This window comes from Bacillus cabrialesii, from assembly GCF_004124315.2.
Classification (GTDB): Bacteria; Bacillota; Bacilli; order Bacillales; family Bacillaceae; genus Bacillus; species Bacillus cabrialesii.
Genome location: NZ_CP096889.1, coordinates 2418242 through 2434520 on the forward strand (window position 1 = coordinate 2418242; position 16279 = coordinate 2434520).

The following is a 16279-nucleotide window of genomic DNA, read 5'->3' on the forward strand; positions in this document are numbered from 1 at the left end:
CCTGTCTGTCTATTCAATACGATATTGTTTGGATTGCTCTTCGCCCAGCAATACCCTGAGCGCCCCTTGGGCCAGAGACTGCAGTTCATTTTCTCCCGGATAGACTAAAACGTCTGAAATCCAATCTATGTATGATCTGATATTGGAAACAAAGCTTTTGCCGTACGCAAGGCCCCCTGTCAGCACAATCGCTTCAACCTCGCCTTTTAATGCCGCGCTGGCTGCTCCGATTTCCTTTGCTACCTGATACGCCATGGCATCAAAAATGAAGCGGGCTTTTTCATCGCCACCCTGAATCATCTGTTCCACTTTTACTGCGTCATTCGTACCGAGATAGCCGAAAAGCCCGCCGGTGCCCACCAGTTTTTTCATGATTTCTTCTTTTGTATACTGTCCTGAAAAACATAAATCGACAAGATCTCCCGCAGGCACTGTTCCTGCACGTTCAGGGCTGAATGGCCCCTCTCCGTGAAGGCCGTTGTTGACATCGACCACTCGTCCGTGGTCATGGACGCCAATTGTAATACCGCCGCCCATATGGGTAATAATCATTTTCATGTTCTCATATCGTTTGCCAAGAGAGGCTGCCGCCTTACGGGCGACAGCTTTTTGGTTTAAGGCATGGAAAATGCTTTTCCGTTCAATCTCAGGCATGCCTGAGATTTTTGCGAGCACCGACATTTCGTCTACGACAACAGGATCGACGATATACGAAGGGATATTCAGGCCGTCAGCGATTTCACGCGCGATAATGCCGCCAAGATTAGAAGCATGCTGGCCGGCATAGCCGCTTTTCAAGTCCTCAATCATATCATCGTTCACTTCGTAAGTTCCGCCTTCAATCGGCCGAAGAAGGCCGCCTCTGGCGCAGACTGCATCAAACTTTGAGATATTGATTCCCTGTTCATGAAGCGTTTCGAGAATATGATGTTTGCGAAATTCATACTGATCAATAATATGGTCAAATCGCTGCAGCTCTTCTATGTTGTGTCTCAATGTTTTTTCAAAAATGCTTCGTTCGTTATGAAAAACACCGATTTTCGTTGAAGTTGAGCCTGGATTAATTGTGAGAATGCGTTTTTCATCATGTAGCACTTTCATAACCTCCAGATCAATTTCTTAACGTCTGCTTAATACACTGTGTCCGTTTTGCAAAAACTGGCTTCTTGAGCGGCGCATGCGTTCAATCCGTTCCTCTGCCAAGCGGTCAGCCGCTAAATACGTCGGAATGCCGTCACGCTGAGAAATTTCGAGTACACGCTCAATATTGCCGTAAATGCCTTCAACTTTCTTCAATGCGCGTTCCGCATTATAGCCGTAAAGCTCATCCGCCACGTTGATGACTCCGCCCGCGTTAATGACATAATCCGGCGCGTAAACGATACCCATTTCGTGAATTTGATCGCCATGGCGTGTTTCTTTTAACTGGTTGTTAGCCGCACCCGCGATGACTTTCGCCTTCAGCTGTTTAATCGTGTTGTCGTTGATTGTCGCACCAAGGGCACAAGGCGCATAAATATCGCAGTCTTGTGAATAAATGTCTTCCGGATCAACCGCACGGGCGCCAAAATCTTCCACTGCGCGCTGAACTGACTGTTTGTTGATATCCGTAACGATTAAGTTTGCCCCTTCCTCATGCAGGTGGCGGCATAGGTTGTAGGCCACGTTCCCTACACCTTGCACAGCGATGGTTTTCCCCTCAAGAGAGTCTGTTCCGAAAGCAGCTTTAGCTGCTGCCTTCATTCCTCTGTACACCCCATACGCTGTAACCGGGGATGGATTTCCGGAAGATCCGAAAGCAGGAGAAATCCCTGTGACATAGTCTGTTTCATCATGAATGATGTCCATATCCTCAACCGTTGTACCCACATCTTCAGCTGTAATGTATCTGCCGTTCAATCCTTGAATAAAGCGGCCAAACGCGCGGAACATTTCTTCATTTTTGTCTTTTCGCGGATCTCCGATAATCACTGTTTTTCCGCCGCCAAGGTTTAAGCCTGCCGCCGCATTTTTATAGGTCATGCCTCTTGCCAGTCTAAGCGCGTCTTCAATCGCCGCTTCTTCATTTTCATATGTCCACATTCTCGTTCCGCCAAGCGCCGGACCGAGCGTTGTATCATGAATCGCGATAATCGCTTTTAAGCCTGATTGTTCATCTTGACAGAATACCAATTGTTCGTAATCGTATTTCTCCATATATTTAAAAAGTTCCATGTTTGTTCCTCCTAATGTGTGTATTCTTCAGATGCGCATATTGCCAGCGCAATAGAATACAGTTTATTTTCAGCGGAGTCCGCTCTGCTCGTTAAGGCAATCGGCGCTTTAGCTCCTGTAATCACAGCCGCCACGCTGGCCTTCGCAAAATAAATCAGTGATTTATATAACATATTGCCGGCCTCAATTGTTGGGACGAGAAGGATATCAGCACTGCCCGCTACGTCTCCTGAAATGTTTTTCTGGGCTGCGGCAATTTGTGATACGGCGTTATCCAACGCAAGCGGTCCATCCACAATGCAGTTTTTGATCTGGCCTCTTTTGCACATTTGAGCAAGAGCAGCTGCATTCATTGTCGCTTCCATTTTCGGGTTGACCGTTTCGACCGCTGCCAGAGCAGCTGCTTTCGGCATATTGTTCCCTACTGCTCGGGCCACATGAACGGCATTTTGCAAAATCTGCCGAAGCTCTTCCAGTGAAGGGGCAATATTCATTGCCGAATCTGTCACAAACATCAACCTGTCAAAGTCCGGTATATCAAACACAGCCACGTGGGAAAGGACACTTGATGACCGAAGGCCCTCCTGTCTGTTCAGTACAGCTTTTAGCAAAACAGAAGTCGGCACATTCCCTTTCATTAAAACGTCCGCTGTTTTGTGATGCACAGCACGAACCGCTAATTGTGCCGATTCCTCAGGCGTATCGGCATGAACGATTTCCACTTGATGCCCTTGCATAGATGATGTCAGATCGTTCAGTTTTTTGCTGTCGCCCACTAACAAAAAACGGGCGGATAGGTACTCGGCTGCCAGCTTTACAGCCCGGATCACTTCCTCATCCTCAGCATGGGCAACCGCAATGGTCTTGTTTTTGTACATCGACGCTTTGCCGATCAAATCTTTCAGCTTCATCTGTTACCACCTTTCTTGTTTCGACTCCGCCTTTTATTATGCAAGTTCCATGCCAGCTCCTCGCCGTGCTGTCATACCGGATGTATGAAAAATCCGTGCAGATGTTTGCGTTTATTCTGCAAATTATTGCATGCCTTCATTTGCAAGGCCATATTTATCCATTTTATAATATAAATTCCGTATGCTGACACCGAGGGCTTTCGCTGTTTTTGTCCGGTTAAAATGATGCTTTTCGAGCGTTTGCTGGATCATATGCGCTTCAAATTTTTCTACTGCGACAGACAGCTTTTCACCTTCAATATCCGGAAAATCAAAACCCGCCCCATGTTCTGCGGCACTTTCTTTTTGCGGAAGTTCGAATACAGGCAAGTGGTCTTTTTCAATCCATTCCATATGCGGATTCAGAAAAATCATAGCTCGTCCAAGGACATTTTCCAGCTCGCGGACATTGCCGGGCCAATGGTAAGCGGATAAGGCGCGCAAGGCTTGCTGTGAGAGCCCCTTTACATTCCTGCCGTAATCCCGATTGATCTTTTGGATAAGCCTGACGCTCAGTGCCTCAATGTCTTCCAGCCGATGCCGCAAAGGCGGAATGGAGATCGGATAGCGGTTGATCCGGTAATACAGGTCCTCGCGAAACGTTCCATCCGCCATCGCTTTTTCGATATTTACATTTGTCGCCGCGATCACTCTGACATTGACAGGGATCGCTTTCGTGCCGCCCACTCTGACGATTTCCTTCTCTTGAAGAACCCGAAGCAATTTCGCCTGCATATTTTGTGTCAGCTCGCCGATTTCATCTAAGAAAATACTGCCGTTATTGGCTTCCTCAAATAAACCCTTTTTACCGCCGCGCTTCGCTCCTGAAAACGCGCCATCCTCATAACCGAACAATTCTGATTCGAGCAGGTTTTCAGAAAGGGCTGCACAATTCACGCGAATAAATTTATTGTATTTCCGGTCACTTTCGTTATGGATGGCATGGGCGAACAGTTCTTTTCCCGTTCCTGATTCCCCGCGCAGTAAAATGGTTGCCGGCGTTTTCGCCCCGAGCTTCGCCTGCTCAAGCGCAACCAGCATTTGCTCGCTTTTGCCGATAATGTCGTCGAAAGTGTATTTCGCTTCAAGCGTGCGAATGATTTGCCTGGCGCGGTTAAGCTCCGCTGTCAGCATTTTAATTTCGGACACGTCGTGAATCACACCAACGCTGCCTTTCAAAATCCCATCCACAATCACCGGCGCTACATTAACAATGACCTCTTTTTCATTCGGGCCGACCTTCATTCTGACACCGCGGACAGGGCGTCGTGTTTCAAGCACCTTTAAATGCATGCTTTCGCCTTCAGAAATATCAGTGTTTGCAGGCTTGCCAATGACTTCTTTTTCAGAAAGCCCCGTCATTTTCGTATACGCTTTATTGATCAAGAGTCCGATGCCGTTTTCATCAACGACAGAAATCGCCTCATCGGAGGATTGAATAATCGCCTCCAGCATCGTACGGACCTGCTTTAAGTTGGTTACTTCCTCTGCCAGCTCGACCGCATCGGTGATATCTTTAAACACACAAAGCGCCCCGAGCAGACGTCCGCCTTCATCAATAATCGGCAGCCTTGTCGTCACAATTTGCAAATGATCGCCTAACAGCTGCTTCTGGTTGTATTCAGGCACTCTTGTTTTTAAAATCCGCGGCATCTTCGTGCTCGGAATGACTTCTTTTATGGGACGCCCGATGACTTCCTCGCGCTTTTTCCCGACCATTTTTTCGGCCATATGGTTAAAGAGAATGATTTCTTCATTGATATCAATAAAAATCATCCCGTCATGGGTGGAATTAAAGATTCTGTCGTGTTTGTATGTTTGCTCTTTCAGCATTTGAATCAGGTGCTGCTTTTCTTCCATCAGCTGAAAAACGATGTACGCCATTTTTCCCGGCATGACAATGGTCTCTTCATGCTTTTTTTGAAGGAGTTCGTCAAACACGGCTTGATCGCCGGTGGTATGAATGACGATATCCGGTTTTTGTTGTATGTAAGGTTTCCAATCAGATGAAACGGCAATCCCATACTGTTCTGCTTCTTTCAATCCCGGCGCCTCGGGGTCTTTGTCAACAACGGCAATGATCTCTATGATGGCTGCTTTGATCAGAATATGTAATAACGCCGTTCCCCTTTTGCCGGCACCTACCATCAGTACCTTCTGCATCCCGATACCCCTTTGTATGAAAAAATTTGCACACCTATTTATTCCGTTGCAATAATTTGCACAACCCTATGTTACCACGTTTTCTTCTCTTGACAAAATATTTTTTCCGCTGGACAATAAAGGAAATGAAAAGATAAAGGGGTTTTCTGAGGATGAGCCGACTTCTTGCGCTTTTGATATTAGTCCTCCCCGGCGCCATTTCCGCTTTAGGCATTAAACTGATGAGAGATACGCTTTTCGGCCATACAATAAAGCCATTCGGAGCGCTTTGGCTTCAAGGTTTGTCAGGATTCATTTTTTTTGCGTTCGGCCTTTATCTGCTGGCCGGGTTCATTTTATACAGAGACAGAAAACGCAATCAGGTCAGCCCGCGATTCAGAAAACGATAGCTGCAAAAAAGCCGGAGAACACTCCGGCTTTTTTGTCGAAACTATTCATCAGGCAAAACGGTCTTGGCGATCGTTTTATCTAGCGCTTCATAGTCATAATAAGAAATCGTATCGTACAGTTCTTCTCGTGTCTGCATATCGTGTAGCCCTTCTTTTTGTGAGCCGCTCCCCTTAATCAAACCAAACATCCGTTCATAAGCTTTCGCCGCCGCTCGAAGCGATGTAACAGGATAAATCACCATGCGAAACCCCATATCTTCGAATTCATCAGCGCGATAATACGGTGTTTTCCCAAACTCGGTCATATTCGCGAGGAGCGGAACGGAGATGCGCTCGGCAAACTGGCGGAATTCGTCCTCCGCCTGAAGCGCTTCGGGGAAAATCGCGTCCGCTCCAGCCTCAATATAAGCCTCTGACCGTTTCATCGCGGCATCAAGCCCTTCCTGCGCCCTGGCATCGGTACGGGCAACAACGACAAGAGAGGGCGCCGCTTGTTTGATCGCTTTTATTTTTTGTGTCATTTCCTTTATTGGAACGAGCTGTTTGCCATTTAAATGCCCGCATTTTTTCGGGAGCTGCTGGTCTTCTATTTGAACGGCGGCTACCCTGGCTTCATGCATCTCACGGGCAGTTCGGGCGGCATGTAACACACCGCCAAATCCCGTATCGATATCAACAAGCAGAGGCAGGTCAGCTGCACGCACAAGATCTTTGGCCCGGTCAGCCATCTCTGTCGACGTGTTGATCCCTAAATCAGGAAGCCCCCTGCTGGCTGTATATGCCGCACCAGACAAATAAATAGCAGAAAAACCGGCCTCTTTCGCAAGCAAGGCGGCCATCCCGTCATGGGCGCCGGGAATTTGCAGAATGTCCGGCGCTGACATCAGCTTGCGGAAACGCCCGGCAAGCTCTTCTTGTGACGATTGCTTATTGACGATCCACGACATGACGCAAGTCCTCCTTCTTTTACATGCAGAACATATCTACGAATTCATTTACACGCATCGTTTGTAATGTCTCATAGCTGGCACAGCGCTCATAAATGTGTTTGTGCTGTTTATCAGCAAAATGGGTTTTCAGATTGGCAGAAAACTTTTCCAGCAGCTTCGGCACTGCCTCGTCTCTTCGAAAACGGTGGCCAAGCGGAAATTCACATTCCACCATTTCCGTGCTCGTTCCGTCTTTAAAATGAACTTGGACGGCATTTGAAATGGAACGCTTGTCGGCTTTCAAGTAATCCTCGGTATATGTTTTATTTTCAGTTACTTCCATTTTATTACGAAGTTTATCTATTCTCGGATCACTCGCTGTTTCAGCCTCGTAATGCTGTGCGGTGATATTACCAAACAGCAAACCGATCGCTGTGATATATTGGAGGCAGTGATCACGGTCTGCCGGATTGTGAAGCGGTCCTTTTTTATCAATGATTCGGATAGCGGATTCGTGCGTTCTGATCACAATACGGTCAACCTCATCGATCCGGCCCTTTACCTGCGGGTGAAGAATGACGGCGCACTCGGCCGCTGTCTGAGCGTGAAATTCCGCAGGATATGACACTTTAAATAACACATTTTCCATGACATATGCATCGAGCGGGCGGGCGAGTTTGATCTCCTGCTTATTGAATAAAACGTCTTGGAACCCCCACCCCGGAGCGCTCAACGCTGTGGGATAACCCATTTCCCCTTTTAACGCCATCAGCGCCAAATGAACACCTCTGCTCGTTGCATCTCCTGCCGCCCATGATTTGCGCGAGCCGGTATTCGGAAAATGCCGGTATGTCCTCAAAGCTGCGTTATCAATCCATGCATTCGAAAGCGCATTTTTGATTTCTTCTCTTCCGCCGCCCAAAAGCTTCGTTGCAACAGCTGCTGTCGCAACCTTAACGAACAGCACATGATCAAGGCCAACTCGGTTTAAGCTGTTTTCTAACGCGAGCACGCCTTGAATTTCGTGTGCTTTGATCATCATTTCAAGTACGTCGCGTACCGTTAAAGGCTCTTTTCCTTCAGAAAGCCTCACTCTCGATACATAATCAGCAGCGGCAAGGATTCCTCCCAGATTATCAGACGGATGCCCCCACTCCGCCGCCAGCCACGTATCGTTGTAATCGAGCCAGCGGATCATGCAGCCGATATTAAACGCTGCCCTTACCGGATCGAGAACATATGACGTTCCCGGCACTTTGCTTCCATTCGGGACAATTGTTCCGGGGACAATCGGGCCGAGCAGCTTTGTGCATTCAGGATACCGGAGCGCCAAAATCCCGCAGCCCAGCGTATCCAGCAACACATGCCCGGCTGTTGTAAACGCCTCAGAACTTGTAATCTCTTTCTCTAGCACATAGTCAGTGATTTCTTCAATGACATGATCCGTTTTCAGCATTCTACCAGTTCCTTTCATCATTTAAGATTTCGCCTGTTGGCGCGGGCCCAAATAGCTGACACGAGGGCGAAAGAGACGGTTATTGGCATGCTGTTCGATTACATGAGCGCATAAACCGGACGTTCTCGCGCTGAAAAAGACAGGCGTGTACAAAGGAATGGGTATGCCGAGCATCCAATACACCGGGGCAGCGTAGTAATCCAAATTCGGATAAAGCCCTTTTTCTTTCTCCATCAGCCGCTCGCCTGCTTCACACATCTCGTATAAGCGATGGTCACCGGCTTTATCACATAATTGCTGGAGCGCCTCTTTCATCATGAGCGCTCTCGGGTCCATTTTTTTCATATACACCCGGTGGCCGAACCCCATAATTTTTTCTTTTCTTTTTAGTTTTGTTTGCAGAAGCTGCTCAAAATCGGACGTTGTTTTCGCCTCCAAAAGCATATACATCACAGCTTCGTTTGCTCCTCCGTGAAGATTCCCTTTCAGGGAGGCGACAGCTCCTGTCAAAGCGCCATATAGATCTGACTGTGTAGATGCGATGACCCTTGCCGCAAAGGTTGAATTCGGCATCTCATGCTCACTGTACAGGACGAGCGACCGGTCAAAGATCCGTTCTTCCAGTGAGGAAGGCAATTTTCCTGTCATCATGTATAGAAAATTCGCACTGTAGGATAGGGTTTGAAGCGGAAGAATCGGCTCTTTCTTATTGATGATTCTGTAGCTGGCAGCAGTAAGGGCAGGCATTTTCCCGAGAAGCTGATAGGCGCGTTCTTTATTTGCAGAAGGAGACCGATCATCAATTTGCCGATCATAGCCGGCAAGTGCCGACAGGCCGGTACGCAGGCTATCCATCGGATGAGTGTGCTCAGGGAGCAGCTTAAGCAGACGGAGAATATCAGCCGGCAGACTTGATGCGCTGTTTATGCTTCTTTCCAGCGTTTCCATTTCACTTTCTTCCGGAAGCCTGCCCTCCAGCAATAAATGGGCAAGCTCCAGATAGCTTTTTGTTTTAGAAAGATCTATTAAATCATAGCCTCGTATCAAAATCTGGCTGGACTGCGTGTCAAGATAAGAAATATGCGTTTCTGCGGCAATCACACCGTCCAAACCCGGAGAATAATGCTGTTTCTCCTCCATATCCTCAACCTCCGTTTTGCGTTTTTTGTCAATCAGGTCCCGCCAAGCAGATGCTTGGAAATAATTAGTCTTTGAATCTCATTCGTCCCTTCATAGATTTGCGTCACCTTTGCGTCGCGCAGCAGCCGCTCAACCGGATAATCCTTCATATAGCCATATCCTCCGAAAATTTGGACTGCATCTAACGCCGCCTTCACCGCGGAATCAGAAGCAAATTGTTTAGCCATAGACGCTTCTTTTCCACAGGCCAAGCCGCGGTTATGAAGGTCTGCGGCGTGGTAAACCAGATGCCTTGCCGCCTCAGCCCTTGTCGCCATGTCAGCCAGCTTAAACGATATACCTTGATTGGCTGCGATAGGCCTGCCGAATTGCACCCGCTGCTTCGCATAGTCTACGGCATGGTCAAGAGCCGCCTCTGCAATTCCGAGCGCTTGCGCCGCAATGCCGATGCGGCCGACATTTAAATTCGCCATGGCAATGTGAAAGCCATCACCCTCTTTGCCAAGCAAATTTTCTTCAGGCACTTCTGCGTTATCAAACATCAATTCCGTAGTATTGGACCCATAAAGCCCCAGCTTTCTTTCTTTTTTTCCAATGGTAAAACCGGGTGTGTTTTTTTCAACAATGAAAGCCGAAATCCCGTGCCTGCCTTGATCTGGAGCTGTTAAAGCAAATGTGATATAGATATCGGCGGCTCCGCCGTTGGTAATGAATATTTTCGATCCGTTTAATAGGTATTTGCCGTTCTTTTTGATCGCCGTTGCGCGAAGGCTCCCGGCATCCGACCCCGAGTGAGGCTCCGTCAGCGCAAATGCGCCCAAATGGTCTCCTGAAGCAAGCTTCGGTATATATTTCATCTTCTGTTCTTCATTGCCGAAGTACAGAATCGGATTTGTGCCGACCGAGGTATGAACGGAAAGAATGACACCGACAGCCGCGCTGATTCTAGAAATCTCATGAATCGCCAAAATATAAGAAACAACATCCGCTCCGGCGCCGCCGTATCGTTCAGGAACCGGTATTCCCATCAGGCCGTATTCACCCATTTTTTTGATCAGCCGAAACGGAAATTCGTCCGTTTTCTCCATGATTTCCGCAGCGGGAGCAATTTCTTTTCGGGCAAAATCACGGACCATTTTTCGCATCATGACTTGCTCTTGGGTTACATGCAACTCGGCCACCCCCGGAAGGAATTGACTTTTAGGAAGTCCTCTCCTCATATTGATAAAAGCCGCGCCCGCTCTTTTTGCCAAGCCAGCCCGCTTTGACGTACTTGCGAAGCAGCGGGCAAGGACGGTACTTAGAATCGCCAAGGCCTGAGTGAAGAACTTCCATAATCGATAAACACGTATCCAGCCCGATAAAATCCGCTAATGTAAGCGGACCCATCGGATGGTTCATGCCCAGTTTCATCACCTCGTCTATCGCTTCCGGCTTCGCCACCCCCTCATACACGCAATAGATGGCTTCATTAATCATCGGAAGAAGCACGCGGTTGGAAACAAACCCCGGAAAATCATTGACTTCTACCGCTGTTTTCCCCATCTTTTCCGCTAATCCCTTAACATCTAAGGCCGTTTCTTCTGACGTAGCCAAGCCGCGAATCAATTCAACCAGCTTCATCACGGGGACGGGATTCATAAAATGCATGCCAATGACGCGGTCAGGCCGATTTGTCACAGCTGCGATTTCTGTAATAGGCAAGGAAGATGTATTGCTGGCCAAAATCGTATAAGGCAGGCAAATGCGATCAAGTTTTCTAAACATCTCAGTTTTAGCCGCGATATTTTCTGCGATAGCTTCAATCACAATGTCCGCATGCTTTGCCTCTTCAAGCGTTTGAGAGAGCGAAATGCGGCTGATAACATCCTTCACTTCCGCATCGGTCTTTCTTCCTTTCTCGGCATCACGGGTTAACTGTTTCTTCAGCCGCTTTAATCCCGCCTCCGCAGCCTCCGGATTCACATCATACATCCGCACATAAAAGCCCGCGCCGGCAGCTGTTTGAGCGATTCCGCTTCCCATTTGACCTGCGCCAGCTACCATGATTTGTTTGATTTCCATTCAAATCCCCTTTTTCATCATGTTTTAATGAACCTGCACTAAGACTGCATCTCCCTGAGCCGCTCCGCTGCAAATGGCGGCAACGCCCAGTCCCCCGCCCCGGCGCTTTAATTCATAAACAAGCGTCATGAGAATTCTTGCCCCGCTTGCGCCGATCGGGTGGCCGAGCGCAATCGCACCGCCGTTTACATTTACTTTTTCAAGATCGAAACCGACGATTTTTTCGCATGTCAAAACAACAGAAGCAAACGCTTCATTTACTTCAAACAAGTCAATGTCTTGGACGGTTAAACCGTTGTTTTTCAGCAGCTTGTTGATTGCAAACCCCGGTGCTGCCGCTAGTTCGCGCGCTTGCATCCCCATAGTAGAAAATCCAAGAATTGTAGCAAGAGGCCGTTTGCCAAGCTCAGCAGCTTTGTCATCAGACATCAGCACGAACGCGCCGGCTCCGTCATTGACCCCCGGAGCATTTCCGGCTGTGACGGAACCGTCACTTGTAAAAATCGGAGAAAGTGTCGCAAGCTGTTCCAGACTTGTGTCACGTCGAATCGCTTCATCCTTATCTGCCGTGTTGGATTTTCCTTTTCGTCCGATCCAGCTGACGGGAACAATTTCATCCTGAAACTTTCCTTCATCAGCTGCCTTAGCTGCCCGTACATGACTTCTTAGCGCCCATTCATCCTGCTCCCTGCGTGAAATTCCATATTCCTTGGCTGCCGTATTTCCGTGAACAGCCATATGCACCTCATCAAACGCGCACGTTAACCCGTCATAAACCATTAAGTCCCTAAGCTCACCATCTCCCATCCGCGCTCCCCAGCGCCCTGCGGGGACGGCATATGGAATATTGCTCATGCTTTCCATTCCCCCGGCAACAAGAATGTCCGCATCGTACGCCCGGATCATTTGATCACATAAGGTGACAGCGCGCAGTCCGGATGCGCAGACTTTATTCAGCGTTTCTGAAGGCACACTCCAAGGCATTCCAGCCAGACGGGCAGCTTGGCGGGAAGGTATCTGCCCTGAGCCGGCTTGGACAACCATGCCCATGACAGTTCCTTCCGCCTCATTTCCAGATACTCCGGCCCGATGTAACGCCTCCTTCATCGCAATGCCCCCAAGCTCAGCAGCTTTCACCTCTTTCAAAACTCCGCCGAATTTGCCAAATGGAGTTCTTGCAGCACTTACAATGACTGTTTTCCTCATGGTTTCACCTCATTCAGAAGATAGACAGCGCTTACAATTTCTAGTTGTCTTCTATGAATGTATGCTTTGAAACGGGCATGAATGAATGAAAAAAGAAGGCTGCGTCAAACAGCCTCCTTCTAACAACTATCATTTTTCAGCAATGCCGAAGCCTTTTCTGGAAAGTCTGTAAACATGCCGTCTGCTCCCGCTTCAATGAGACACTTCATATCTTCCGGACGATTGACTGTATACGGCCTTACCTTAATCGAACCGTTCCTCATTTTCTTCAGGACTTCATCTGTGACCCCTGGGCTGTTTAACTTCGGGTGATAGCCGGCAGCCGGAATTGATGTGATATACCGATCAGCCTGATAAAGCACATCTGAAGTCAATACCGCCCTTTCGATATGGGGAGCGAGCCGGGCACATAGCGCCAAGCTTTCATGATTAAACGTGGACAGAATGACCCTTTCCTCTAAATTAAACCGCTTCACTGCCTCCAGTACTTTTTCCTCCATACCCTCATAGCGAATCACGCTGTTTTTTAATTCAATGTTGAGGAGAAAATTCTTTTTTTCCGCCCAAGAGAGCACGTCTTCAAGCAGCGGCACTTTGGTATCACTGTACGTTTGGTCGTGGTTTGCGGCCGCATTCGCCGTTTTTATCACATCATACGCTGTATCCTTTACGAATCCTTTGAGCGATGTCGTCCGGTCGAGCCTTTCATCATGGATCACAACAATGCGTCCGTCTTTTGCCAGCTGTACATCAAACTCTAATCCGTCCGCTCCGGCTTCAATTCCTTTTTCAAATGCAAGCATTGTATTTTCGGGATATTGACCTGATGCCCCCCGATGGGCAAAAATCTTTGTCATCGTTTCACCTCAACCCTAAAGTTTTCTCCATTATACTGATTTTGGCGTTTCCACTCTAGGATTAAGGCTGTATCAATCTACTGATCATAATAAGAATCAATGCCGTTGACAATCGCATCCGCGGCCTTTTGCTGGTAATCTTTGTTTCCGAGCTTGTCCGCATCAGAGCTGTTTGTGATAAATCCAAGCTCCGCCAGAACACTCGGCATATGTGAATATGTAATAACGTAAAAGTCTGATTCTTTCACGCCTCTGTCTCTCGTCTGTAAGGATGAGACGAGCTGTGACTGAATATCGGCCGCCAGACGCCGGCTGTTTTCCGCTTCATAATCAGACTGAAAATACGTTTCTGTTCCCGACGCTGAAGCAACCCCTGAATTCACATGAATGCTGACAAAAAGATCGGCCTGATTGGCACTTGCCTTTGCCACTCTGTCCTCCAAGCTCAGAAAATGATCGTCAGACCGGGACGCAACAGGATTAGCCCCCTCCGCTTTCAGCTTGTCCGTCACATGCTCGGAAACGGCTAAATTAATATCCTTTTCAAAGAGACCGTTCCCGACCGCTCCGCTGTCTTCACCGCCGTGTCCGGCATCAATATATACTGTTTTCCCTTCTATCGGCTCTGCCGCCTGTGCACAAGGGGCGAGCGTCAAGGCCAATCCGCACAGAGCTAAGCTCCTCCATAACAATCTCAACTTTCTCCCTCCGGTCTTTTTAGGACGAGTTCTTCTGCAGCTGAATATCTTGCAGCTGTAAGGTTCCATTATCCTTTTTTATATATTTCACCAAGACATTTGTGTGATCTGGCAGTGATTCACATTCATCACGCTTATTTTTCGGAACTTGTATCATGGTTTCTTCTCCATTCAGAGAAACCGCAATCGTATGAGGATCAGCCGTGCCAATATATTTTCCCTCTTCGGTAAACCTCGGGGCTGAGTCCTCCGCACTTGCAATACTGCATCCTGAGAGAAGGAGCACAGTTAACAGCAAAAGAACCGTTTGTTTCACATGATCACCTCTTCCTGATGTTTGGCTTTTATCTTTGACCAGAATGGCAGATTTGTAAAGCCGGTGAGAAAGCCCGCACTGCGGTTCCACATTTTTCAAAGGGGCTATCCGACCTGATCATTTCCTGTTGTTAGAAAGAAAGCAATCGCATTTGTCTATGAGAATGGCTCTAATTGAGGCGCATATTAGAAAAAATTAACGGAAAGAAGCAACTTTTTATTCATTTTAAAAAATTTGAGGAATGATGTGAGCAAATCGTTTGACGGCTGAATCAGCCAGGCGTAACCTTTTAAAGGATATTTCCTTTACAGAAAGAAGTTACAGCCATGAAAAAATTCGTTCTGCTGCTCGCTGCAGCGGTCATCACTTGCACCATTGGCCACCAAATCAGCGGCGGCTACAAAGCTCCTGAAAAAGAGCGAAGAAAACATCACTCTGTACTCAAGATATTCAGCCGGTAAAGCAGATCAATTGCATTAATTTTTACATATAGGCTAGAATATGTGCGAATCCAAACGAAAGAAGATGATGAAATGAACCCTAAGTATAAACCGCTCTTTGAGCCGTTTACGTTTAAAAGCGGCGTTACAATCGACAATCGGATCACAGTAGCACCCATGACTCACTATGCTTCTAATGATGACGGCACGATATCTGAAGCAGAGCTTGACTACATCATCCCCCGCTCAAAAGAGATGGGAATGGTGATTACAGCCTGCGCAAATGTCACGCCGGACGGAAAAGCATTTCCCGGGCAGCCGGCCATCTATGATGATTCCAACATTCCAGGTTTAAAAAAATTAGCACAAGCCATTCAGGCACAAGGTGCTAAAGCCGTTGTGCAAATTCATCACGGCGGCACGGAATGCCCGCCTGAGCTCGTTCCACAACATGATGTTGTAGCACCAAGTGACGTGTTTGATAACGGCAAAAAAATTGCCCGCGCCTTAACAGAAGAAGAAACGGAAAACATTGTAAAGGCGTTTGGAGAAGCGACAAGACGTGCCATTGAAGCCGGCTTTGACGGTGTTGAAATTCACGGTGCAAACGGCTACTTGATTCAGCAGTTTTATTCTCCGAAAACCAATCAGCGTACAGACCGCTGGGGAGGAAGCGACGAAAAACGATTAGCCTTCCCGCTTGCTATTGTCGATGAAGTAAAAAAAGCCATTGAAGAACATGCGAAGGGTGCGTTCTTAGTCGGCTACCGCCTGTCTCCTGAAGAACCTGAGACACCAGGATTGACAATGACTGAAACCTTTACGCTTGTTGACGCTTTAGGGGAGAAAGAATTGGACTACCTTCATATCTCACTGATGGACGTGAACTCAAAAGCGCGCCGAGGTGCAGATCCAACTCGCACACGCATGGACTTATTGAATGAACGTGTCGGAAACAAAGTGCCGCTTATTGCCGTCGGTTCTATTCATTCAGCAGATGACGCACTGGCCGTGATCGAAAACGGCATTCCGCTAGTCGCGATGGGACGCGAAATTTTAGTTGATCCCGACTGGACTGTGAAAGTAAAAGAAGGCCGTGAAAAACAAATCGAAACAGTAATCAAAGGTACAGATAAAGAAAAATATCACTTGCCTGAACCGCTATGGCAAGCCATTGTGAATACGCCTGGCTGGGTGCCTTATAAAGACTAACGTGTTGAGACTGCCGAAACGGATTCGGCAGTCTTTATTTATAAAAAAGCCCCTTGTGATTAAGGGACTTTGTTCTCTAGTCAAACAGTTTGTGTAAAAATTTAAACGGCAGGAACAGCAGATAGCCTGCCGCTTCAGTAAGAAAATCTAGCAGAAGCCCGTCACGTTTTCTGGCTTTTTTCTTTTTCATCCGTACGTCTCCTTTGTTCATGTATGTTTCCTTACTTACGATTTTACAGGGAAAA

16 protein-coding genes are annotated in these 16279 nt (G+C 47.7%); 3 read left to right on the forward strand and 13 right to left on the reverse strand.

Annotated features, from left to right (window positions below; genetic code table 11):
• Positions 1–9 precede the first annotated feature (9 nt).
• The 4 genes from buk to EFK13_RS12245 form a co-directional block, all read right to left on the reverse strand.
• A complete protein-coding gene (gene buk / locus EFK13_RS12230) occupies positions 10–1101 on the reverse strand; it encodes a butyrate kinase (RefSeq protein ID WP_129505218.1) in 1092 nt (363 codons plus the stop codon).
• An 18-nt stretch (positions 1102–1119) separates the two neighbouring features.
• Positions 1120–2214 carry a branched-chain amino acid dehydrogenase gene (gene bcd / locus EFK13_RS12235; RefSeq protein ID WP_064815025.1) on the reverse strand — a complete coding sequence of 365 codons (1095 nt, stop codon included), beginning with the start codon at positions 2212–2214 and terminating at the stop codon, positions 1120–1122.
• Positions 2215–2225: 11 nt separating this feature from the next.
• On the reverse strand, positions 2226–3125 hold the full coding sequence (gene yqiS, locus EFK13_RS12240; protein WP_129505217.1) for a phosphate butyryltransferase: 900 nt from the start codon (positions 3123–3125) through the stop codon (positions 2226–2228).
• A gap of 123 nt (positions 3126–3248) precedes the next feature.
• Entirely contained in the window at positions 3249–5327 is a 2079-nt protein-coding gene (locus EFK13_RS12245) for a sigma-54 interaction domain-containing protein (RefSeq protein WP_129505216.1), read from the reverse strand.
• A 152-nt stretch (positions 5328–5479) separates the two neighbouring features.
• Here EFK13_RS12245 and EFK13_RS12250 point away from each other — a divergent pair, with 152 nt between their 5' ends.
• On the forward strand, positions 5480–5716 hold the full coding sequence (locus tag EFK13_RS12250) for a DUF2627 domain-containing protein (RefSeq protein ID WP_129505215.1): 237 nt from the start codon (positions 5480–5482) through the stop codon (positions 5714–5716).
• Between the two features lie 41 nt (positions 5717–5757).
• Here EFK13_RS12250 and prpB read toward each other — a convergent pair whose 3' ends face one another.
• From prpB to EFK13_RS12295, 9 genes are all read right to left on the reverse strand, one after another.
• Complete coding sequence (gene prpB / locus EFK13_RS12255) at positions 5758–6663, reverse strand: methylisocitrate lyase (RefSeq protein WP_129505214.1); 906 nt, start codon at positions 6661–6663, stop codon at positions 5758–5760.
• A 19-nt stretch (positions 6664–6682) separates the two neighbouring features.
• Positions 6683–8101 carry a bifunctional 2-methylcitrate dehydratase/aconitate hydratase gene (locus tag EFK13_RS12260; RefSeq protein WP_129505303.1) on the reverse strand — a complete coding sequence of 473 codons (1419 nt, stop codon included), beginning with the start codon at positions 8099–8101 and terminating at the stop codon, positions 6683–6685.
• A 21-nt stretch (positions 8102–8122) separates the two neighbouring features.
• The gene (gene mmgD, locus EFK13_RS12265) at positions 8123–9241 is read right to left on the reverse strand and encodes a citrate synthase (protein WP_129505213.1); all 1119 of its coding nucleotides are present in this window, start codon (positions 9239–9241) and stop codon (positions 8123–8125) included.
• Positions 9242–9273: 32 nt separating this feature from the next.
• Positions 9274–10413: an acyl-CoA dehydrogenase gene (locus EFK13_RS12270; RefSeq protein WP_129505302.1), complete on the reverse strand. Its 1140-nt coding sequence runs from the start codon at positions 10411–10413 to the stop codon at positions 9274–9276.
• Between the two features lie 28 nt (positions 10414–10441).
• The gene (locus EFK13_RS12275; RefSeq protein ID WP_129505212.1) at positions 10442–11305 is read right to left on the reverse strand and encodes a 3-hydroxybutyryl-CoA dehydrogenase; all 864 of its coding nucleotides are present in this window, start codon (positions 11303–11305) and stop codon (positions 10442–10444) included.
• A 24-nt stretch (positions 11306–11329) separates the two neighbouring features.
• Positions 11330–12511: an acetyl-CoA C-acetyltransferase gene (locus EFK13_RS12280; RefSeq protein ID WP_129505211.1), complete on the reverse strand. Its 1182-nt coding sequence runs from the start codon at positions 12509–12511 to the stop codon at positions 11330–11332.
• Between the two features lie 119 nt (positions 12512–12630).
• Positions 12631–13368: a glycerophosphodiester phosphodiesterase gene (locus tag EFK13_RS12285; protein WP_129505210.1), complete on the reverse strand. Its 738-nt coding sequence runs from the start codon at positions 13366–13368 to the stop codon at positions 12631–12633.
• 77 nt (positions 13369–13445) lie between these two features.
• The gene (locus EFK13_RS12290; RefSeq protein ID WP_129505209.1) at positions 13446–14066 is read right to left on the reverse strand and encodes an N-acetylmuramoyl-L-alanine amidase family protein; all 621 of its coding nucleotides are present in this window, start codon (positions 14064–14066) and stop codon (positions 13446–13448) included.
• A 19-nt stretch (positions 14067–14085) separates the two neighbouring features.
• The gene (locus EFK13_RS12295; protein ID WP_129505301.1) at positions 14086–14382 is read right to left on the reverse strand and encodes a lipoprotein; all 297 of its coding nucleotides are present in this window, start codon (positions 14380–14382) and stop codon (positions 14086–14088) included.
• A 326-nt stretch (positions 14383–14708) separates the two neighbouring features.
• On the opposite strand from EFK13_RS12295, the gene EFK13_RS12300 reads away from it, so the two are divergent.
• Positions 14709–14843 carry a hypothetical protein gene (locus tag EFK13_RS12300; RefSeq protein WP_003236876.1) on the forward strand — a complete coding sequence of 45 codons (135 nt, stop codon included), beginning with the start codon at positions 14709–14711 and terminating at the stop codon, positions 14841–14843.
• Positions 14844–14915: 72 nt separating this feature from the next.
• Complete coding sequence (locus EFK13_RS12305) at positions 14916–16034, forward strand: NADH-dependent flavin oxidoreductase (RefSeq protein ID WP_129505208.1); 1119 nt, start codon at positions 14916–14918, stop codon at positions 16032–16034.
• Positions 16035–16279: the final 245 nt, after the last annotated feature.